Origin of the sequence: Schaalia sp. 19OD2882 (assembly GCF_018986735.1) — a bacterium.
Lineage (GTDB): Bacteria > Actinomycetota > Actinomycetes > Actinomycetales > Actinomycetaceae > Pauljensenia.
Window position 1 is genome coordinate 1,754,259 of sequence record NZ_CP065521.1, and the last position, 20,445, is coordinate 1,774,703.

Sequence of the window (20,445 nt, forward strand, 5' to 3'; positions counted from 1 at the left end):
TACAAGTCTTTGTGCAAAGCCGCCACACAAAAGAGCAGGTCAGAAGGCCGGGACGAAGATCTCCACCCGGCGGTTGAGCTGACGGCCCGACGGATTGTCCGACCCGTCCGCATTCTCATTGGGAGCCACAGGCTGGGACTCCCCCTTGCCTTCGGCACTCAACGCGGCCTTGACCCCCACAGCCTGCAGCGCCTCGACCACCGCAGCAGCACGCTGCTCCGACAAAGTCTGATTGAAGGCCTCATCGGAAACCGAGTCGGTGTGCCCGGTCACCGTGGCACTGGGAACGGACAAGGAAGTGAAGACCCCCGCCAAAGTCGAAATGGTGGACCGGGCATCGGCACGCACCTCCGACTTGCCGAAGTCGAAGAGCACACCGTCTTCCAAAGTGATGACCGTTCCGCAGGACTCGATCGGTTTGACAGCGGGAATCGGTGGGATCTTCTGGAGGCGGGCCAGAGGCGGGATCTTCTCCATGTGCACGGCCACGTCATTGATCTGGCCTGTGCCATCGCCGTGATTGACGATCGTCAGCCCCGGGCCTTCGTACCTGCCTGAGCCGTCACCGTCGTTGACGATCTGGACGTCACCGCGGGTGTAGTTCCCGGCGCCGCTGTCGTAGATGTTGATCTCCAGGCCCATCGCCGGGTCCGTGAGGTTCGCGGCTCCCGACTCGTAGACGTTGACCTCACGGCCGGTGGTCACGTTCTTGTAGGAGGCGGCGCCGCTTTCATAGATGTCGATGCTCTCCTGGGTGGCAGTGTTCTCGTAGTGGGCGGCGCCGTTGCCGTAGTTGGTGATCGTCACCGTCCCATCGGAGTAGTTGCCCGCACCATTGCCGTAGTTGACGACCTCCCTCCCGCTCTGACTGGTGTGTCCGGAACCGTCGCCGTACAGGACCGTCGTACCGGAGACCACCTGGGTCCCGTTGCACTTGGCGGCAGCCACGCTGACTCCGGGCACACCGGACAGTGCCTTGAAGGTCTCGATGGAGAACTTCGACTGCGCGCCGGAGACCACCGAAGTGTCCGGGAACTGGAACATGGGGATGGGCGGGATCTCGCCCGGCGCGAAGCCGGGCACCGCAGGCAGACCGGACAGGTCGGTCCGCACCTGCGATGAGGAGGCGGAACTCTCGCCTGCCTCACCATCGCTCAGGACGGAGGTCTTCTCCGCAGTGGCCCCGGCGGACTGGTCCTGGCCCGACCCACCGGAAGAGCCACCGCACCCCGTAAGGCAGGACGCGGCCAAGGCGAGGACGGCAATGCACACACAGGAAGTCACGCGGGATCGGCGCAGGGTCACCATGTGGAGACTCTACAAGAGCCTGTGGTCTCCAGTCCCGGCGAAAGAGCAGACGATCACAGGCTGGACATGGGAATGAGAACCTCAGAAGTTCGGGACGAAGATCTCCACCCGGCGGTTGAGCTGACGGCCCGACGGATTGTCCGACCCGTCCGCATTCTCATTGGGAGCCACAGGCTGGGACTCCCCCTTGCCTTCGGCACTCAACGCGGCCTTGACCCCCACAGCCTGCAGCGCCTCGACCACCGCAGCAGCACGCTGCTCCGACAAAGTCTGATTGAAGGCCTCATCGGAAACCGAGTCGGTGTGCCCGGTCACCGTGGCACTGGGAACGGACAAGGAAGTGAAGACCCCCGCCAAAGTCGAAATGGTGGACCGGGCATCGGCACGCACCTCCGACTTGCCGAAGTCGAAGAGCGCGCTGTCCTCGACGAGGATCAGCGTGCCACAGGACTCGGTGGGAGCCACCGCCGGCAGCGGCTTGAGTCTGCCGAGCTTGCCGACAGGAGGGAGAGGCTCAGCCGCCACCCTCACTCCGTTGACGTCCGCCCACCCTTCTCCCTCATTGGAAATGACCAGGGTCCGCGACTGGTAACGTCCGGAACCGTCACCGAAGTTGGTCACGGAAACCTCCCCCCAGGTGACGCTTCCACCCCCGTCGCCCGCAATGGAGATCGACAGGTCCGCAGCCGGATCGTCCAGGTGTCCGGATCCGTCGGAGTGGAGCAGGATCTGCAATCCGCTGGTCAGGTCGTTGTAGTTCCCCGACCCGTCGGGGAGGACGTTGAGGTTCTGCTGGGTGACGATGTTCTGGTGGACAACCGAACCGTCGCCGTGGTTGACGATGTTCACGGTGCCGTCCGAGTAGGTGCCCATGCCCGTGCCGTTGCCGGCCGCCGACGTCCCGTCCTGGGCCGTTTCCCCACCGTCGTCCGGGTGGAGCACCGTCCACCCGGGTTTCACGCCGCTGCCTTCACAGGTGGCCAGCTCGACGAAGATTCCCGGAGTCGAAGCCAGGGCCTTCGCGCTCTCGGAGGTGAAGGTGGAGGAGGCTCCGGCGACGATCGACGGGTCGGGGATGCGGACCAACGGGATGGGCGGGATCTGCCCCGGAGCGTATCCGGGGACGGTGGGCACCTTCGCCAGAGCGGCGCCGGAGACGAGTCCGTCGCCGTCGGCCCCGTCCTCGCCTTCACTGTCGTCCTGGCCCGGGCCCTCGGCGTCCTGCCACTGGTGCGCTGCGGGATCCACCTCGGTCGGGCCGTGCAGCAGCGTGATCCCACATCCGGTGAGGGGGACGAGGACGAGGGCGCCTGATGCAGCCAACCGGGCCATGCGGTGCACACGAGTGCGGCGAGTCGACATGTCCCGAGGCTACAAGAACTTGCGCAGTGACCGCGCAGGTCAACCGTGTCCCGACACCCGCTGATGACACCCGTGCGATCCCGTACCAGGGGCCTGCGGGCGTCATCCGAGCCACCGCGGTCTGCGACGAACAGCCCGCAGCTCCGGAGCAGGGCCCCTCAGCGCAGGGCCCGGTTCACCGCGGAGATCACCGCCTTGTACGTCGCCCTGGTGATGGACGGGTCGATGCCCACACCCCACACGATCTTCCCGTCCACGGCGGCCTCCACATAGGACGCCGCCTTGGCGTCACGGCCCTGACTCATCGCGTGCTCGGCGTAGTCGAGGATCCTCACATCCAGGTCGAAGCCGTGCAGGGCCTGCACGAAGGCGTCGATCGGGCCGTTGCCGTCGGCCTCGACCTCGACCGGAGTCCCTTTGTCACGCAGGGTCACCGCCAGGTGAACCGTGTCCTCACTGTCGGTGGCCACCCGCGAGGTGCCCAGCTCGAAACGACCCCACGGGACCAGACCCTGCGCTGCGGAGGTCGGCAGGTACTCGTCGGCGAAGATCTGCCAGAGCTGACCGGGGTCGATCTCGCCGCCGAAGGTGTCCGTGTGGTGCTGGACCACGCGGGAGAACTCGATCTGCAGGCGGCGCGGCAGGTCCAGGTTGTGGGAGGCGGACATGAGGTAGGCGACGCCGCCCTTTCCGGACTGGCTGTTCACGCGCACGACGGCCTCGTAGGAGCGGCCCACGTCATGCGGGTCGATCGGCAGGTAGGGCAGCTCCCAGACGACGTCCTCCTCGACGCCGCCGGCCTCGGCCACCTTGGCCTTGCGAGCGGCGAATCCCTTCTTGATGGCGTCCTGATGGGACCCGGAAAAGCTCGTGTACACGAGTTCACCCACGTACGGGGTGCGCGCCGGGGTCTCCATCGACGTGCAGTACTCGACCGTGCGGCGGATCTCGTCCACGTCGGACAAGTCGACGCCCGGGTCGATCCCTTGGCTGAACAGGTTCAGACCCAGCGTCACCAGGTCGACGTTGCCGGTGCGTTCCCCTTGGCCCAGAAGGCATCCTTCAATGCGGTCTGCGCCGGCCAGGACTGCCAGCTCGGCGGAGGCCACACCGGTGCCGCGGTCATTGTGCGGGTGGGCGGAAAGGGCGATGAAGTCGCGTCGGCTGAGGTGGCGGCTCATGTATTCGATCTGGTCGGCGTACACATTCGGTGTGGCGCGTTCGACGGTGGCCGGCAGGTTGAGGATGATCTCCCGGTCATGGGCGGGCTCCCACACGTCCATGACCGACTCGCAGATCTCCAGGGCGAAGTGCAATTCGGTGTCGACGAAGATCTCCGGCGAGTACTCGAAGCCGAAGATCGTGTCCTCCCCCAGGACCTTGTCGGCGCGGGCGATGACCTCACGTGTGCCGTCCACGGCAAGTTCCACGGTCTGGGAGCGGTCATTGCGGAAGACGAGTTGGCGGAACAGGGGCGAGGTGGCGTTGTACAGGTGGACGGTGGCGCGGGGCAGTCCGACGAGGGCGTCCATGGTGCGTTCGATGAGTTCGGCACGCGACTGGGTCAGAACCGACAAGGTGACGTCCTCGGGCACTGCGTCGGCCTGGACCAGGGAGCGGACGAAGTCGAAGTCGGTCTGTGAGGCGGCTGGGAAGCCGATCTCGATCTCCTTGTAGCCCAGACGCACAAGCAGGTCGAACATGCGGCGCTTGCGGGCGGGGTCCATCGGCTCGATGAGGGACTGGTTGCCGTCACGCAGGTCGGTGGACAGCCATCGGGGGGCCGCAGTCATGCGGCGTGAGGGCCACTGGCGGTCGGGCAGGTCGATGGGGTTCGTGTCGAGGAAGGCACGGTACTTGCGTACGGGCATCCCGGAGGAGGTGGGGGTGGGAACATGGCCGGTGGTCTTCAACGCGGGTCTTCCTTCGTCGCTGGGCTGGGTGGGCCGGGCACGACGTCAGCCGCGACGAGGATCCGACCCTTTCAGGCCCCGTCGCGGCTCAGAAGCAGGAGGCGAGCGCGCATGGCCTCACTCTAACTGCGCCGTTGGGCCGGTGTGCCACGGCGCACACATCGTGGACACGGTGTGCGGCGCAGAGCCCTCACAGGCACGCCCGCCACGGGATGGGGCTGGCCCGGCCGGGCGCCGCGCCGAAACGGCCCGCGAGCTTCGCCCCGCAGGTGGGGCAGGTGCCCGCCGGGGTCAAGCGGTAGTCGGTGACGGCGAAGCGGTCGCGCCGAATGAGCACCTCAGCGCAGTGTGCACACCGGGTCGTCCCACCCTGGCGGTCGCGGACATTGCCCGTGTACACGTGGTGCAGTCCTTCGGACAGGGCCACTTCGCGGGCCCGCGTCAAGGTCGAGGGCGGGGTGGGCGGGTGGTCCCTCATGCGGTGGTCCGGGTGGAAGGCGCTGAAGTGCAGGGGCACGTCGGGGCCGGCGTGGTCGAGGATCCAGCGGACTTGGGCGCGCAGCAGCCGCTGGTCGTCATTGAGGCCCGGGATGAGCAAACTCGTGAGTTCCATCCACATGCGCCCGCGCGCGGCCACCCAGGCGATGGTTTCCAGGACGTCGTCCAGGTCGGCGCCCGTGAGGCGCCGGTGGAGGTCACGGTCGAAGGCTTTGAGGTCGATGTTGGTGGCGTCCATGGCGTCGAAGAAGGCGGGGCGGGCCGGGGCGCTGATCCAACCTGCGGTGACGGCGACCGTACGGATTCCCCCGTCATGGCAGGCGTCGGCGACGTCGACGGCGTATTCGGCGAAGACCACTGGGTCGTTGTAGGTGAAGGCGACCTGGTCGATGTCGTGGTCCGCGCACCATGAGGCAATGCGTTGCGGAGTGGCGACCTGCGCCAGGGTGTCCCACCGGCGAGAGGTGGAGATCTCCCAGTTCTGGCAGAAGCGGCACCCGAGATTGCATCCTGCGGTGCCGAAGGACAGGACAGGTGTTGCCGGGTGGAAGTGGTTGAGGGGCTTCTTCTCGATGGGGTCCACGGCGAATCCGCTGGAGCGTCCCCATGTGCTCAGGTGGATGTCGCCTTCTCGGGCCTCGCGCACGAAGCAGTACCCGCGCTGTCCCTCTCGCAGGCGGCAGTGACGCGGGCACAGGTCGCACTGCAGGCGTCCGTCCGAGAGTCGGGTGTGCCAGCGCCCGATCATCACTTCTCCGTTTCGGTGAAGGAGTGGACCTGGTAGGTCTGCAGGTGCGTGTGTGGCCCCCAGTGGTGGGAGGGCATGCCGGCTTTTCGGGTCAGGTGGGCCAGGAAGTCGTGGGGGTCGGGCAACTGCTGCCAGACCTGTGGCAGGAAGGTGGCGCGGTGGGTTCCGTCGATCCACACGACCCCGTCGATTCCGGGCCGTAGGGCGCCCAGGGCGTCGTCGCGGCAGGACACGTCCAGGGGTTTCGGGGCCGTCAGGACGCTGACTTCGATGCGGATCCTCCCGAGTTCTCCGGGGGTGAGGCGCGGGAAGCGGGGATCGAGGGTGCCTGCGGCCACGGCGTTGGCGGCTGCGTCCTGACGAAGGGAGCGGTGGGCCTGCAGGGTGCCGACGCATCCGCGCAGGTGCCCGTCCAGGGTGAGAGTGACGAAGCATGCGCCGGGCGCATCCAGGGCTGCCTCGACATCGGGGGCGACCTGGAGCCTCGGTTCTACTGAGCCATCCCTTCCGGAGCCCTTTCCCTCCGACGAGGGCGGCGCCCCGGGGGCTATCTCCTCTTCCAGGGCGCACCGGACGATGCGCAGCAGCTCCTGCCCCGCACCGTGGGCCAGAGGCGTGTGAGTCGTGGCGTTCATGGGCGCGCCTTTTCCTGCACGGCAAAGGTCGCGTAGCCGACGACCCGGCCGACATCACCATTGACCGTGCTGGAGTTGTGCGCCCCCAGCAGTCGCGGGTGGAGGTCGCGACGTCTGCACACCTCCAGCAATCCGTTCAGGGGGCTCGCTCCGCAGGCCCGGCCGGATTCGACGTCTTGGCGGTCAAGGACACGGGTGATGGTCTCGGCGTCGACGACTTGCGCCTGGCGGTCGCTGAGGTGATGAGAGAGGTCGCTGGACACGGCAATGACGCTCTCGTTTCCGCCCCAGAGTTCCTCGATGACGTCAGCGACGTCGGCGGGGTCGGCCACGCCCACGTTGAGGGGGATGACCTGGACCTGGCCAAGGACACGGTGGATGAAGGGGAAGTGCACTTCCAGGGCGTGTTCGTCACGGTGGGTGGCGGCGTGTACGCGGACGGGGGTGGGCAGGTGTGCGGTGCGGGAGAGCACCTCGTCGACGGGGACGCGCAAGGGCCCCAAGGGCGAGTCCACGTGGTCGGCGTCGGGCAGGGCCAGGCCGCGCACGGCGACTCGGTGGGTGGGGCCCAGGAGCACCACGCGTGAGACCGTGCCTCGTAGTGGAACCAATGTGCGCCATCCGAGGGCTGCCAGGTCGCCGGAGTACCTCCAGCCCGCGTGGGGGACGATGAGGGCCTTCGGGGCCGACCCACGCCGGGGAACATCCCTGTGGTCGACAGAGCCACCCCCACGGCTGTCGGCAGCGGTGAGCAGCGCCTCCACTTCGGCGCGAGCCCGCGCCGGATCCGCCGGGTAGAAGAGTCCTGCCACCGCGCAGGGTCGCACTCCCCTTCCCGGGCCTTTCCCATCCGTTGACGCCATCGTCGCCCCCTTGCGTCGAAGTCCGCTGACTCGAAGGCTATCGCCGCCGCACACCCCATGTGAAGGCCCGCTGCCCGCCCACCTGGCGCCTCGGGGATCCAATGTCGCTTCTCCAGCAGGCTGTCAGTCCTCCAGCAGTTCCGGTGCACTCATCGGCCTCGTGGTCGAGGAGAGCACCGGCGGAGCGGCCAGCGCATCCTTTGCCACCCCCAAGTCCTCGAAGCGCCGGGCACTGACCAGCACGCGGCTCTCAAGCGAACCCACCGCCTTGTTGTAGGCGAGCACCGCAGCATCCAGGCTGCGGCCGAGTTTGGCGACATGGGAGCCCACGGTGGCAATGCGCGTGTGCAGGTCCCGCCCCAGAGCAGCGATCTTGGTGGCCTCCTCGGTGATGGACACGTGCCGCCACGCGCTGGCCACCACATGCAACAGGGGCAGCAGAACCGACGGGCCCGCCAGGACCACTCCCTTGCGGGAGGCCTCCTCATGGAGGTCCGGGGCGCGGTCCATGGCCTCACGGTGGACCTCGTCGGAGGGAAGGTACAGGACGACGAACTCGGGGGATCCGGCCTCCAGGTCCCAATAGCGTTTGGAGGCCAACTGGTCGACGTGGGTGCGCAGGTTGGCCACGAACCCCTCCAGGTGGACGGCGCGCTCGTCCTCGTCCTCGGTGGCGTGTGCGCGAAGAAGACGCGACAGGGGTGCCTTGGAGTCCACGAACACGCACTTGCCGCCGGGCAGGTTCACGCGCATGTCCGGGCGCGAGCCGCCCGCACCCTCCTGCGCGGAGTCGGGCCGGTAGGTGACCTGCAGGTCGAAGTCGACCCTGTCCACCATGCCGCTGGCCTCGACAAGGCGACGCAGGCTCTGTTCGGCCCACGAGCCGCGCACTTGGGGAGTGCGCAGAGCGTCGGACAGGATGCGGGCCTCACGGCGGACCTGCTCTCCCGACACCCTCACGGAGTCGACCTGTCGGCGCAGGTCAGCGGCCATGGCAGCGCGTTCCTTCTCGATGGCCTGCAGGCGAGCCTCCAGTGCCTGCAGGCCCTGGGCCACCGGGGCAAGCATCTGACCGGTCCGGTACTCCCTTCCTTGGGCGGCGCGCTCGACCTCTGCGCCCTGCCTGTCCAGGGCGGCGTCGGAGATGGCGGCGAAACGATCGGCGGCCGCCTGGTCCAAGCGCCCTGCCGACCGCCGACCGAGGAGGTATCCGCCGACGAAGGCGGCAAGGGTGAGTACCACGGCAATGACGAGCAACACGGAATCCATGACTCCAGTGCAACAGGAGCCACCCACATCTGCGCGCACCCGCCCAGCGCGCCGCCCTCAGTCCAGGACGACTCCTTCACGTTCGAGCAGTGAGCGTTTGACCTCCAGGCCCCACCCGAAACCGCCAAGGCTTCCGTCGGCGCGCAGGACCCGGTGGCAGGGTACGAAAAGGGCCACAGGGTTGCGGGCACACACGGAGGCGGCGGCGCGCACCGCCAAGGGTCTGGTGAAGCGCGCCGCGAAGGCCGAGTAGGACAGTGCCTGGCCGGCCGGTATCTCGCACAGGGTCCGCCAGCCGGCCTCCTGCATGGGGGTGCCCTTCTCACGTACGGGCACGGCGCCGATCGCGTCCAATTCCCCGTCGTAGTAGGCCTCGACCGCCTCGGCGGCAAAGCCGCCGGGGGCCTCGACCAACTCATCGACCTCGGCCCGCAGATCCTTGTGCAGCAGCGCCAGCAGGCGCGGCACCCCGGTGTTCCACCCGGTGGCGATCACCCGGTCCTGCCCGTCACGAAGGAAGGTGAAGGGCCCGTCAGGGGTGGCAATGGTCGTCACCAGGGTCGGCGGGAGGCTGGTGCTGGCTCGGCTCATGCCCAGACTCTAGCGCCGCAGCCCGTACCCGGAAACACCCCCACCTGCACCGGTCAGTGGATGAGGGTGCCGACCCCGCCACCCAGCGCCCGACCTGCATCCGCCAAAGCGCAGATGACGGCCCTGCGAGCCTCGCCCCGAGGTGCCGACTCCACGAACTCCACGGCAGCCAGGACCTTCGGCAACATCGACCCGGGGGCGAACTCCCCTGCGGCGATGAGCTCGCGCGCCCGCGCCACGGACATGTCCTTGAGCCACTCCTGCCGGTCGGTGCCCCAACCGATCGCCACCCGCGGCACCGCCGTGCAGATGACCAAGGTCTCCGCCTCCAAGGTGTGGGCCAACAACGCCGCCGTCAGGTCCTTGTCGATGACGGCGTCCACGGCGCGCAGCCCTGCAACCCCACGCGAAGGATCGGACACCACCGGCACTCCCCCGCCTCCGCAGGCCACCGTGAGGAAACCCGCATCCACCAAGGCCCTGACGGCCTCGACCTCGACGATCTCGACAGGTCTCGGAGAGGGCACCATGCGCCTCCACCCGCGACCGGCATCCTGCCCGTACACGTGGTCGGGGTGCTCGGCGCGTCGACGCTCGGCCTGCTCGGCGGACAGGAAGGGCCCGATGGGTTTCGTCGGGTGCGCGAAGGCGGGATCGGCCTCGTCCACGCGCACACGGGTGACGAGGGCGGCCACCCGCCCCCTGGCCGGGCCACCGGCACCCGCGCAGGACTCCTCGCCCGAGCGGCGCCGCGAGACCTCTTCCTCCAGGACAGCCACGACATGGTCACCGATGTAGCCCTGGCTCATGGACACCATCTCCGGCATGCCGATCTCCGGAACCCCCGGATCCACCGCACACCCCAGCGAAAATGCCCGTTCGATCTGCCCCACCTGAGGCCCGTTCCCGTGCGCCACCACAAGGCCGTCACAGGAGGTCGCCAGGTCCACCAGTCCCGCTGCCGCATTGCGCAGCGCTTCGACCTGCTCACGCGGGGTCAGGCCCAGGGCGTTCCCGCCCAGGGCGACAACACTTCGTCCCACCCTTCAAAACCCCAGTCGTCCGAGCATCTTCGGATCGGACTGCCAGTCCTTGGCAGTGCGTACATGCAGATCCAAGTATATTCTGCGCCCCAGCAGCTCCTCGATCTGGGCCCGGGCCTTCTTGCCGATCTCCTTCAGGCGCGCCCCCTTGCGGCCGATGATGATGGCCTTCTGGGAGTCGCGTTCGACGTAGACGTTCACGTGCACGTCCAGCAGAGGCTTGCGGGTCTCCCCCTCGCGCGACGGGCGCTCGATGATCTCCTCGACCTGGACGGCCAGCGAATGCGGCAACTCGTCACGGACCCCCTCAAGGGCCGCCTCACGGATGAACTCCGCGATGAGGGTGTCGCGGGACTCATCGGTCACGTCACCGCTGGGGTACAGGGGTGGCGAGAGCGGCACGAGATCGGTGAGGACCTCCAGCAGGGTCTCGATCCCCTTGCCTTCGTGCGAGGACACGGGCACGATCGCCGCCCACTGTCCCAAGGATTCGATGGCCATGAGGTGACGCATGACGCGTTCGCGGGTCACCGTGTCGCACTTGGTGGCCACGGCCACCACCGGGCGACGCACCCCCTGCAATTCGCGGGCGATGAACTGGTCGCCCGGCCCGATCCGCTGGTTGGCGGGCAGGCAGAAGACGACCACGTCGACCTCCGCCAAGGCCTCGCGGACCATGTCGTTCAGTCGCTTTCCCAGCAGAGTGCGGGGCCGGTGGTACCCGGGGGTGTCGACGAGGACCAATTGCGAGGTCGGGCGGTGGACGATGCCTCGGATGTTGTGACGGGTGGTCTCGGGCCGACCGGAGGTGATGGCGACCTTGTGCCCGACCAGCGCATTCGTCAGCGTCGACTTGCCGACATTGGGCCTGCCGACGATGGAGACGAATCCGGCGCGAAAATCCTCGGGATGGTCGGGAAGCACCAGGTCCGCCCCGGCATTGGTCTGCTCGCGCAGGGCCCGCAGGTCGGCCAGGGCACGCTCCACCTGGTCGGAGTCCGCCTCCTCGGGGTCGTCCACCTCGGGGTCGTCCTCGAATTCGTCGACGAGGGCGTCCAGGTCGACGTCATCGAAGGCATTGGGGCCCGCCATGAGCTCGTCGTCACTGGGAAAGTGCACGGGTCAATCCTCCTGTCGGGCAGTTTCGGGCCCGTCCTCGTCCTGGTCGATGAGTGAACACACGATGGTACCCACTTGTCGGCGTCTGCCGCGCGCCTCCTCGGCGACCATGCGGATCCGACCCACCTGCCCCACCGCTCCGGGCAGGGGGACGCGTCCGATCGCCTTGGCCAGCAGACCGCCGATCGAGTCGACGTCCTCGTCCTCCAACTCGATGCCCAGCAGCTCACCGACCTCCCACGTGCCCATGCGGGTGGATACACGCCACGAACCGTCCTCGAGCTGCTCGGGTTCGACGACTCCCTTGTCGTGTTCGTCGGTGAGTTCTCCCACGACTTCCTCCAGCAGGTCCTCCAATGTGACCAGACCCGAGATACCGCCGTACTCGTCGACGACCAGGGCCAGGTGGAAGTGCTCGGCCTGCATCTGACGCAGCAGGTCGTCGGCGGGTTTGGTCTCCACGGTGAACTCGGCGGGGCGCATCATCTGCTCCGCGGTGAGGTCCAGGGCGCCTCCGGCGGCCTCCCACCTTCGGACCAGATCCTTGAAGTAGAGCACTCCTCGCACGTCGTCCACGTCGTCGCCGACCACCGGCACGCGCGAGAACCCGGAGCGCACGAACAGGCGCAGGCACTTGCGTGCAGGCACCTCCGAGTCCAGGGTGACCATGTCGATGCGCGGAACCATGACCTCACGCACCAAGGTGTGCCCCAATTCGAAGACCGAACGCAGCATCTGCCGGTCCTCTTCCTCCAGCCCCTCGGTCTCCCCCACTTGGTCGACCATTTCACGCAGGTCCTCGGCCATTTCCGCACGGGCCTCGGCCTCGGTGCGGCTGGGCTGGGGGAACCATCCGCGCACCAGGTGGATCATCGGGTCCAGCACATGTGAGACCCGCACCAGGCGGGTGGCCGTACGGGCGCCGCGAAGGGCGACTCCCTCGGGATTGCGGGACCCCAGGCGGGCCCCGACCAGGACGACGGCCACGAATTGCAGGGCGGAGACCGACACCAGGGCGATCAGGCCGGTGGCCCACGCGGGCAACCTCGCCTCGACCAGGGCCAGCGTGACACCGACGGCCAGGACCACCTGCCAGAAGGTGCGCAGGCCGCGCAACACCAGGTCGGCGCGTCCTCGATGCAGGAGAAGCTGAGCCAGAACCTCCGCGTGGGGGCGCGCGTCCTCGACCATGTCCTGGACGGAGGCACGCGAAAGCTTGGCCACGGCGGCCTCCACGGCCGAAAGCCACAGGGCCAGCGCCGAGGCGACGAGGCTCAGCAGGACCAGTGCGACGCTCACGCGCTTGTCACCTGGCCAAGAAGGTGAGCAGCAGACGCCGTTGCAGGGCGAACATCTCGTCGCGTTCGGCCTCCAGTGCATGGTCGTAGCCGAGCAGATGGAGAATGCCGTGTGTGGCCAGCATGAGCATCTCCTCGGTGAGAGTGTGGCCGGCCTCGTGGGCTTGGGCCTCGGCCACCTGCGGGCAGATGCAGATGTCGCCCAGGCAGCCCGGCCCGGTGGGATGGTCCTCGCTGCCGGGACGCAATTCGTCCATGGGGAAACTCATGACGTCAGTGGGGCCGGGCAGGTCCAGCCAGCGCACATGCAGGTCCTCCATCGGGCCGGGTTCGATGAAGAGGATGTTGAGTTCTGCCGAGGTCGACACGTGCATGGCGGTCAGGACGAAGTCGGCCAGTTCGACGAACTCGGTGCCGTCGATGTCGTACTCGGTCTCGTTGATGACTTCGGTCATGACCGTGGTGTCCTTCCGCTCAAGTGGCGTCCCCCTCGTGTGCGCCGGCCGCCCTCGCGGCGGCGCAGGCCCTCGACACGTGCATCCCAGGCGTCGTAGGCGTCGATGATGTGCCCCACCAGCGCGTGACGCACCACGTCGGCGCTGGTCAGGTGGCAGAACTCGATGCCGTCGATCCCGTCCAGGACTTGCTGGATGCTGGCCAGGCCCGACTTGGCCCCGCCGGCCAGGTCGATCTGCGAGATGTCTCCCGTGACGACGACCTGCGAATTGAACCCCAGACGGGTCAGGAACATCTTCATCTGGGCAACTGTCGCGTTCTGGGCCTCGTCCAGGATGATGAAACTGTCGTTGAGGGTCCGTCCGCGCATGTACGCCAAGGGGGCGACCTCGATGGTTCCGGCGGCCATGAGTCTGGGAAGGGCTTCCGGGTCCAGCATGTCCCCCAAGGCGTCGTAGAGGGGGCGCAGGTAGGGGTCGATCTTGTCGGTGAGACTGCCCGGCAGGAAGCCGAGATTCTCCCCCGCCTCCACGGCCGGGCGGGTCAGGACAATGCGTCTGACCTGTCCCGACAGGAGCCGTTGGACGGCCTGGGCCATGGCCAGGTAGGTCTTGCCGGTTCCAGCCGGGCCGATGCCGAAGACGACGGTGGAACGGTCGATGGCGTCCACGTAGGCGCTCTGCCCCGGCGACTTGGGGCGGATGGAGCGGCCTCGGACCTGCAGGACCTCGTCGGCGGGGCGACCGGCCAGCGCGCTGGAGGTGAGCATGCGCACCGCGTGTTCGACCCCGGGGACGTCCAGGGGTTGGCCTCGGCGGGCCAGTTGGGTCAATTCGATCAGCAGTTGGGCGGCGACGTCGACCTCGTCCTCCATGCCACTCAGGGTGATCTCGCGCCCCATGACGAGGAAGCGCACTTTGGGGAAGCCGCGTTCGACGGCGCGCAGGACCTGGTCCGAGGCGCCCAGGACACTCAGCGGGTCCACTTCGGGCGGGATGGTCACGCGCCGGGTGGTCGGGGCGGGCGGCGGGGTGTCCTCACTCATGCGGTGGTCGGTCATCTCCTGGTCGGTGGGTGGCACTGTTCAGCGCCTCCGAGTCTATCCCGGTCCCCTTGCCCGACCCTGTTTCCCCAAGAAGGGTCGCTGGGGTCGTTCCCCCACGACCGTGTGTCCAAAAGGTCTCCATCGTCTTCTCGACGATCACCACCTCGTCGAAGTTCCTCGGTCGCACCATGGGATGACACCGGACCATTTTGTGCCCACAGGCCAGGAACCGGGCGGCCCTTTCACCAGCGTCCAACCGCGGCGCCGACCAGGGCGGCGGCGACGGGTCCGGCGGTGGAGGCCCGCAGGACGTGCGGGCCCAACAGGACGGGGGTGGCTCCGACCCGGGTCAGCGCATCGAGTTCGTCGCCGTCGATGCCCCCTTCAGGTCCGACGACGAGGGCGATGCCGACGCACTCCCGCAGCTGCTGGGACCTTTCGGCCACAAGTGCACTCAGGGTGCCGACGGCCTCTTCGTGGCAGACGAGAACGGCCCCGCCCTCGGCGATGAATCCCCGGGCCCACCGCGCGAGGGAGCGCGAGTCCACCGCCCCGAGGACCTCGGGCACCCACGCGCGTCTGGCCTGCTTGGCGGCCGCCAAGGCGACCCCCTCCCACTTGGCACGCGCCTTGTCGGCCTTGGGCCCCGCCCAGCGGACGATGGAGCGGTTGGCCTGCCAAGGCAGGACGGCGTCGATGCCGACCTCGGTGGCGGTCTCCACAGCCTGCTCGTCGCGCCCACCCTTTGCCAGGGCCTGGACCAGGACGATCCGCGGGGCCGGTGCGTCCTCGGCCACGACCTCGCCAACCCGCAACTGCGGGCCCCGCCTGGCGGCGGAAACGATCTCGCAGACCAGACGCAAGCCCTGTCCATCGACGAGGTCGATGCACTCGCCGACCTCGACGCGTTTGACGAAGGCATGGTGTCCCTCGTCACCGCCCAGGGACAGCTCCTGGCCGACCGTGACCGTGGAGGCGTCGACGTCCAGGCCACTGGTGTGGAAGACCTGCCGGGTCACGGCTCACTCCCCCATGAACTTGTCGCGAAGTCGCTCGAAGAGGTTCTGTCCGTCCTTCGGGGTGTGCACACGGTCTTCACCGCGGTGGGCGGCAAGCTGTTCGAGCAGCTCACGTGAACGGTCGTCCAGCTTCTTGGGGATCTCCACGTCCACGTGGACGTAAAGGTTGCCGCGGCCCGGCCTCTGCAGGCGCCCCACCCCCATGCCGTCCAGGCGCAATTCGTCACCGGGTTGGGTGCCGGGCTTGATGCGCACGTCCTGCGGGCCGTCCAGCGTCGTCAGGGGGAAAGTGGTGCCCAGAGCCGCAGTGGTCATCGGCACGGTGATGCGCGTGTGCAAGTCATCGCCGCGGCGGGTGAAGACCGGGTGAGGATTCTCGTGGACCTCCAGGTAGAGGTCTCCGGCAGGGCCCCCTCCCAGGCCGACTTCGCCCTTGCCCGCCAGTCTGATTCGGGTGCCTTCGTCGACGCCGACGGGGATCTCCACCGACAGGGTCTTCGTCGTGCGCACGCGACCGTTGCCCGAGCACTCCTGGCAGGGCTTGGGCAGGACGTCACCGTGTCCCTGGCAGGTGCCGCACGGGGCCTGGGTGCGGATGGCACCGAGAAAACTCTGCTGGACGTGTTCGACGACGCCGCGCCCATTGCAGGTCGGGCATCGTACGGGCGTCGACCCGGGTTCGGACATGGATCCGTGGCAGACCTCGCAGCGCACGTAGGTGCCGACCTTGACCTCCTTGGTGGCGCCGAAGGTGGCCTCTTCCAGGCTCACCTTGACGCCGACCAACTGGTCCTGTCCGCGTCGGGTGCGCGGCACAGGGCCGCGCCCTGCGCCTCCGAAGCCGCCGAACATGGCGCCCAAGATGTCACCCAGGTCGCCGAACTCGGCGCCGCCACCGTGGAAGCCTCCGCGCGTGGGGTCGGACCCGCCCAAGTCGTAGATGCGGCGCTTGTCCGGGTCGGACAAGGTTTCGTAGGCCACCGACAAGTCCTTGAAGGCCTCTTCGTCCCCACCATGGTCGGGGTGCAGTTCGCGCGCCTTGCGGCGGTAGGCCTTCTTGATCTCCGTGGCGTCGGCGTCTCGGTCGACACCCAGGATCTCGTAGTAGTCGTTCACTTCCGGTGCTTCCTCGTTCTGCCCCTGCGGGCGCTGGGGCTCAGTGGTTCAGGTATCGGGACAGGTAGGCGGCCACGGCGCGCACCGAGGACATGGCGCGCGCATAGTCCATGCGTGTGGGGCCCACAATGCCCAGGTGTGCGCGTGAGCCGTCGGCAGCCCCGTAGGTGCTGGCCACCACCGAAGTCTGCGCCAGGCCGTCGTGCTGGTTCTCCGAGCCAATGCTCACGTGGATGGAGTCGTCCAGGGCAAGCTCCTGGAACAGGCGCAGCAGGGCGACCTTCTCCTCAAGGGCGTCCAGGACGGGGGTGATGTCTCGGAAGTCGACGTTGGAGCGTGCGATGTTCGACAGGCCCGCCACGACCATGCGCGACTCGGAGGAGGGTCGTAGGAGGTCCTCGGTGATCTGGGCGACCGCCTGGGTCATGCAGGCCAGCGCTGCGTCGGTGGCCGGGTCGGCCTCGTCCACCAGGGCGTTCAGGCGCTCCGCTGCGGCCTGACTGTCAAGTCCTTCGCATTCCTCGTTGACGCGCACGCGCAGACGTTCGACGTCCTCGGTGTCGACCGGCAGGTCCAGGTCGACGATGCGTTCCTCGACCGATCCTGCGGAGGTGATGACGACGACGAGGAGCCTCCTCGGGGTCAGGTCCACCAATTCGATCCGGCGCAGGGTGGCGGAATGCAGGGTCGGGTACTCGATGACGGCGACCTGTCGGGTGACCTGGGCGAGCAGGCGCACGGTGCCGGTGACCACGTCGTCCAGGTCCACGCCCCTGGCCAGGAACGCCTCCACGGCGCGCCTTTCGGGGGCGCTCATGGGCTTGAGGGTGGTCAGGTGGTCGACGAAGAGGCGGTAGCCTCGGTCGGTGGGGACGCGCCCTGCGCTGGTGTGGGGCTGGTAGATCAGGCCGGCTTCCTCCAGCAGGGCCATGTCATTGCGGATGGTGGCCGAAGAGACTCCCAGGTCGTGGCCGGCGGCGATGACTTTGGAGCCGACGGGTTCGCGCGTGTGGACGTACTCGGAGACGATGGCGCGCAGCACGTCGAGTCTGCGGTCCTCGCTCATGCCTCCACCTCCTGCGTGTCCAGCTGCTCCCACGAGCATCCGCGTCCCCGTCGGGGCCACGGAACAACTTTGGCACTCACGCGCCCAGAGTGCCAATGCTACTCCGGGCCGGGGTGTCAGCGGGTACCGGGAGCGGTGACGAAGTCGATGAGTTCCTCCACACGCCCCAGCAGAGCAGGCTCCAGATCCTTGTAGGTGCGCACCGTGGCAAGGATCCTGCGCCAGCCGTGGGCGATGTCGGCCTGGGTGGCGTGGGGCCATCCGAGGTGGGCCAGGGTCCCGCGTTTGATGTCCGTGCCACGGGGTATCTCCGGCCAGCGCTCGAGCCCCACCCGCTGGGGTTTGACCGCCTGCCAGATGTCGACGAAGGGGTGTCCGACGACCAGGAGCCCCTGGCCCCATCGCGCCTGGAGGGCCTGGGCGATGCGCGACTCCTTCGATCCGGGCACCAAGTGGTCCACGAGGACTCCGGCCCGGGTGGTTCCTCCCGGCTGGAAGTCGTCGAGGACGGCCTCCAGGTTGTCGACCCCGTCGAGCAGTTGGACGACCACCCCGGCCTCGGCAAGGTCATCGCCCCACACGTGCTGGACCAGTTCCGCATCATGTCGGCCTTCCACCCACAGGCGTGAGGCGCGCGCCACGCGGGCGGGACCCTTGGGGGCGGCGATGGATCCGGAGTTCGTGACGCGTCTGCCACCGGGAGTGGTCAGGGCAGCCGGAGCGCCGGGCGCAATCCCGGGACTGCGCGCCGGCGCCCTGGAGGGCCGGGGCGGCAGGACCTCGACTGGTTTGCCGTCCAACCAGAAGCCGGGCCCCAAGGGGAAACTGCGGCGGCGGCCTCGTCGGTCCTCGAGTTCAAGGACGTGCATTCCGCCGGACTTCTCCACCCGGGTGATGGCACCGACCCACCCGGTGGTCACGTCCTCCAGGACCATGCCGATCTCGGCGTGGACCGGGGCGGATCGTGGTCTGCGGGCGCTGGGCCCCTGCCTGTGCGGGTCGTGCGAGAGGATGTCGGGGCCGTAAGGGTCGTCGAAGGATCGGCGTGGATTCACCCGGAAACCCCGGCCCGCCTCGCCTGCCGACACCGGTGTCCCCCTCTCACTTGTCGGCGCCCACCGTGCGGGCCCTGCTGTACAGCAGGGTGACGATCCCGGCGAAGAGGATGACGCCGATGACCTGGGTCAGACCTTCGAAGCCTTCGGGAACCAGCGCCAAGGGATCGTCCTTTCCGGAGAAGCCGACGATGCCCGCATAGACGACGCCCCACAGGGATTCGCCGACGATGAGGCCAGTGGCCATGAGGGTGCCCATGCGCCTGGCGCGCTCGGGGTCGCTCTGGCGCTGCGCCCACTTGTCGTGCAGCACGCCGATGAGGGCTCCGATGGGGATCATGATGGTGATGGCCATGGGCAGGTACATTCCCATTCCCACCGCCAGACCCGGCAGGGACAGCTTCTTCGTCGTACGGGTGAGGATCTCGTTGATGATGATGACGACCACGCCGATGGCCGCGCCCACACCGATGAGGTTCCAGTTGAGATCGCCACCGAAGACGCCCTTGATGAGGTCCGAGATCAGCGAGGCCTGGGGGGCCGCCAGCGCCTTCTCCCCAGCGCCGGGGGCTCCTTGGAAGCCGAAGGCGGTCTGCATGAGGTTGAGGACGGGCGGGATGACGATCGAGCCGAAGACGACACCGATGACCAGGGCCACCTGCTGCTTCCACGGGGTGGCGGCCACCAGCTGGCCGGTCTTGAGGTCCTGGAGATTGTCGTTGGAGATCGTCGCGATACCGAAGACGACGGCAGCGGTGAACAGCGTGTAGGCCACCAGGGCGGACACCTGGTCACCGGTGACGGTGCCGTGGACGGCCTTGACGACGAGGGCAGCAGCGATTGCGACGATGATGCCGACGCCGGAGATCGGCGAGTTCGACGCGCCGATGAGACCCGCCATGTATCCGCACACGGAGGCCACGGCCAGACCGGTGAGCAAGATGAACAGGATCGAGACGATGATGAGGCCCAGGACGGAGTGTTCGATGGCGGTCCCGCGGACGAAGAGCCACAGGAGGACACCGATGGGCAGCATCGAAGCAATGGTGGTGCCGATGACGAACTTCGCCGACAGGTCCTGTTCGGTCAGTTCCACCGTTTGTCCCGCCTGGCGGCGCGAGGAGGAGACCAGGGAGTCGCGGATTCCACCGATGATGGGGCCGAGCAGTTTGAGCAGGGTCCACACGGCGGCCACGGCGATCGTGCCGGCACCCATGAGGCGCACCTCGGACTTGAAGACGGTGCCGACGGTGTCCGCGAGGGATTCGACTCCTTCCACGTGACCCCAGGTCTGCATGGGCAGCAGTACCCCGTAGGAGATCAACAGACCGACGACCATGGCGATGCCGACGCCAAGACCGACCAGGTGGCCCACGCCGATGAGGGCCAGGGACAAGGAGCCAGCGGCCATGGTGCCGCCCGCGCCGATGCGGAACACTCCGGAGACTTCCGTGGCCACGGCCTTGAGGGATCCCAGGACGACGAAGGCCGCCGACGACAGGCCGCCCCAGACGATGGCCATGAGGCCCTTGTGGGACTCCTCGGCGCCTTCATGGGTGTCGCCGACTTTGAGGACCTCGGCTGCCGCCACGCCTTCGGGATAGGGCAGGTCGGAGTTGGTGACCAGGGCGCGGCGCAGCGGGATGGAGTACATGACGCCCAGGATTCCGCCCAGTGCGATGACGAACACCGACTGCCAGTAGGGGAATCCTTGCCACCAGCCGACCATGACCAGGCCCGGCAGGACGAAGATGATCGCGGAGAGGGTTCCCGCCGCAGACGCGATGGTCTGGACGATGTTGTTCTCCTGGATGGTGTGGTCCTTGAAGTAGCGCAGGACGGCCATGGAGATGACTGCGGCGGGGATCGAAGTCGCGAATGTCAGCCCGGCCTTGAGGCCCAGGTAGACATTCGCAGCGGTGAAGATGATGGTGATGATTCCACCAATGACGATTCCGCGAATCGTCAGCTCCTTGAGGGAACCTCTGTCGGCGGGTGTGGGGGCGGACATGTCTTCATCTCCTTGTGGGAATTGGGACAG

The 20,445-nt window shown here is 67.8% G+C and carries 18 protein-coding genes; all 18 read right to left on the reverse strand.

What is annotated here, in order from left to right; all coding sequences use genetic code 11:
• Nucleotides 1-39: 39 nt before the first annotated feature.
• On the reverse strand, nucleotides 40-1,308 hold the full coding sequence (locus tag I6B53_RS07770; protein ID WP_216763701.1) for an OmpA family protein: 1,269 nt from the start codon (nucleotides 1,306-1,308) through the stop codon (nucleotides 40-42).
• 81 nt (nucleotides 1,309-1,389) lie between these two features.
• Complete coding sequence (locus I6B53_RS07775) at nucleotides 1,390-2,670, reverse strand: OmpA family protein (protein WP_216763702.1); 1,281 nt, start codon at nucleotides 2,668-2,670, stop codon at nucleotides 1,390-1,392.
• A gap of 158 nt (nucleotides 2,671-2,828) precedes the next feature.
• Nucleotides 2,829-4,541, reverse strand: a complete 1,713-nt coding sequence (leuA, locus tag I6B53_RS07780; RefSeq protein ID WP_216765413.1) for a 2-isopropylmalate synthase — start codon at nucleotides 4,539-4,541, stop codon at nucleotides 2,829-2,831.
• 232 nt (nucleotides 4,542-4,773) lie between these two features.
• Entirely contained in the window at nucleotides 4,774-5,829 is a 1,056-nt protein-coding gene (gene amrS, locus I6B53_RS07785; RefSeq protein WP_216763703.1) for an AmmeMemoRadiSam system radical SAM enzyme, read from the reverse strand.
• Entirely contained in the window at nucleotides 5,829-6,464 is a 636-nt protein-coding gene (gene amrA, locus I6B53_RS07790; RefSeq protein ID WP_216763704.1) for an AmmeMemoRadiSam system protein A, read from the reverse strand. The genes amrS and amrA overlap by 1 nt, the downstream gene beginning before the upstream one ends.
• Nucleotides 6,461-7,327, reverse strand: a complete 867-nt coding sequence (amrB, locus tag I6B53_RS07795) for an AmmeMemoRadiSam system protein B (RefSeq protein WP_216763705.1) — start codon at nucleotides 7,325-7,327, stop codon at nucleotides 6,461-6,463. The genes amrA and amrB overlap by 4 nt, the downstream gene beginning before the upstream one ends.
• A 123-nt stretch (nucleotides 7,328-7,450) precedes the next feature.
• Complete coding sequence (locus I6B53_RS07800; RefSeq protein ID WP_216763706.1) at nucleotides 7,451-8,596, reverse strand: DNA recombination protein RmuC; 1,146 nt, start codon at nucleotides 8,594-8,596, stop codon at nucleotides 7,451-7,453.
• Nucleotides 8,597-8,653: 57 nt separating this feature from the next.
• On the reverse strand, nucleotides 8,654-9,187 hold the full coding sequence (locus I6B53_RS07805; protein WP_216763707.1) for a methylated-DNA--[protein]-cysteine S-methyltransferase: 534 nt from the start codon (nucleotides 9,185-9,187) through the stop codon (nucleotides 8,654-8,656).
• A 53-nt stretch (nucleotides 9,188-9,240) separates the two neighbouring features.
• Entirely contained in the window at nucleotides 9,241-10,230 is a 990-nt protein-coding gene (gene arcC / locus I6B53_RS07810) for a carbamate kinase (protein WP_216763708.1), read from the reverse strand.
• 3 nt (nucleotides 10,231-10,233) lie between these two features.
• Entirely contained in the window at nucleotides 10,234-11,349 is a 1,116-nt protein-coding gene (era, locus tag I6B53_RS07815) for a GTPase Era (RefSeq protein WP_216763709.1), read from the reverse strand.
• Between the two features lie 3 nt (nucleotides 11,350-11,352).
• Nucleotides 11,353-12,648, reverse strand: coding sequence for a hemolysin family protein (locus I6B53_RS07820; RefSeq protein WP_253953823.1), 1,296 nt, complete (start codon nucleotides 12,646-12,648; stop codon nucleotides 11,353-11,355).
• A gap of 7 nt (nucleotides 12,649-12,655) precedes the next feature.
• Nucleotides 12,656-13,102 carry an rRNA maturation RNase YbeY gene (gene ybeY, locus I6B53_RS07825; RefSeq protein ID WP_216763711.1) on the reverse strand — a complete coding sequence of 149 codons (447 nt, stop codon included), beginning with the start codon at nucleotides 13,100-13,102 and terminating at the stop codon, nucleotides 12,656-12,658.
• Nucleotides 13,099-14,163, reverse strand: coding sequence for a PhoH family protein (locus tag I6B53_RS07830; protein ID WP_216765414.1), 1,065 nt, complete (start codon nucleotides 14,161-14,163; stop codon nucleotides 13,099-13,101). The genes ybeY and I6B53_RS07830 overlap by 4 nt, the downstream gene beginning before the upstream one ends.
• Nucleotides 14,164-14,390: 227 nt before the next feature.
• Nucleotides 14,391-15,167: a 16S rRNA (uracil(1498)-N(3))-methyltransferase gene (locus I6B53_RS07835; RefSeq protein WP_216763712.1), complete on the reverse strand. Its 777-nt coding sequence runs from the start codon at nucleotides 15,165-15,167 to the stop codon at nucleotides 14,391-14,393.
• A gap of 3 nt (nucleotides 15,168-15,170) precedes the next feature.
• Nucleotides 15,171-16,283 carry a molecular chaperone DnaJ gene (gene dnaJ, locus I6B53_RS07840; RefSeq protein ID WP_216763713.1) on the reverse strand — a complete coding sequence of 371 codons (1,113 nt, stop codon included), beginning with the start codon at nucleotides 16,281-16,283 and terminating at the stop codon, nucleotides 15,171-15,173.
• A 40-nt stretch (nucleotides 16,284-16,323) separates the two neighbouring features.
• Nucleotides 16,324-17,349 carry a heat-inducible transcriptional repressor HrcA gene (hrcA, locus tag I6B53_RS07845; protein ID WP_216763714.1) on the reverse strand — a complete coding sequence of 342 codons (1,026 nt, stop codon included), beginning with the start codon at nucleotides 17,347-17,349 and terminating at the stop codon, nucleotides 16,324-16,326.
• A 116-nt stretch (nucleotides 17,350-17,465) separates the two neighbouring features.
• Nucleotides 17,466-18,404, reverse strand: a complete 939-nt coding sequence (locus tag I6B53_RS07850) for a DUF3097 family protein (protein ID WP_216763715.1) — start codon at nucleotides 18,402-18,404, stop codon at nucleotides 17,466-17,468.
• A gap of 46 nt (nucleotides 18,405-18,450) precedes the next feature.
• Complete coding sequence (locus I6B53_RS07855; RefSeq protein ID WP_216763716.1) at nucleotides 18,451-20,415, reverse strand: OPT family oligopeptide transporter; 1,965 nt, start codon at nucleotides 20,413-20,415, stop codon at nucleotides 18,451-18,453.
• Nucleotides 20,416-20,445 lie beyond the last annotated feature (30 nt).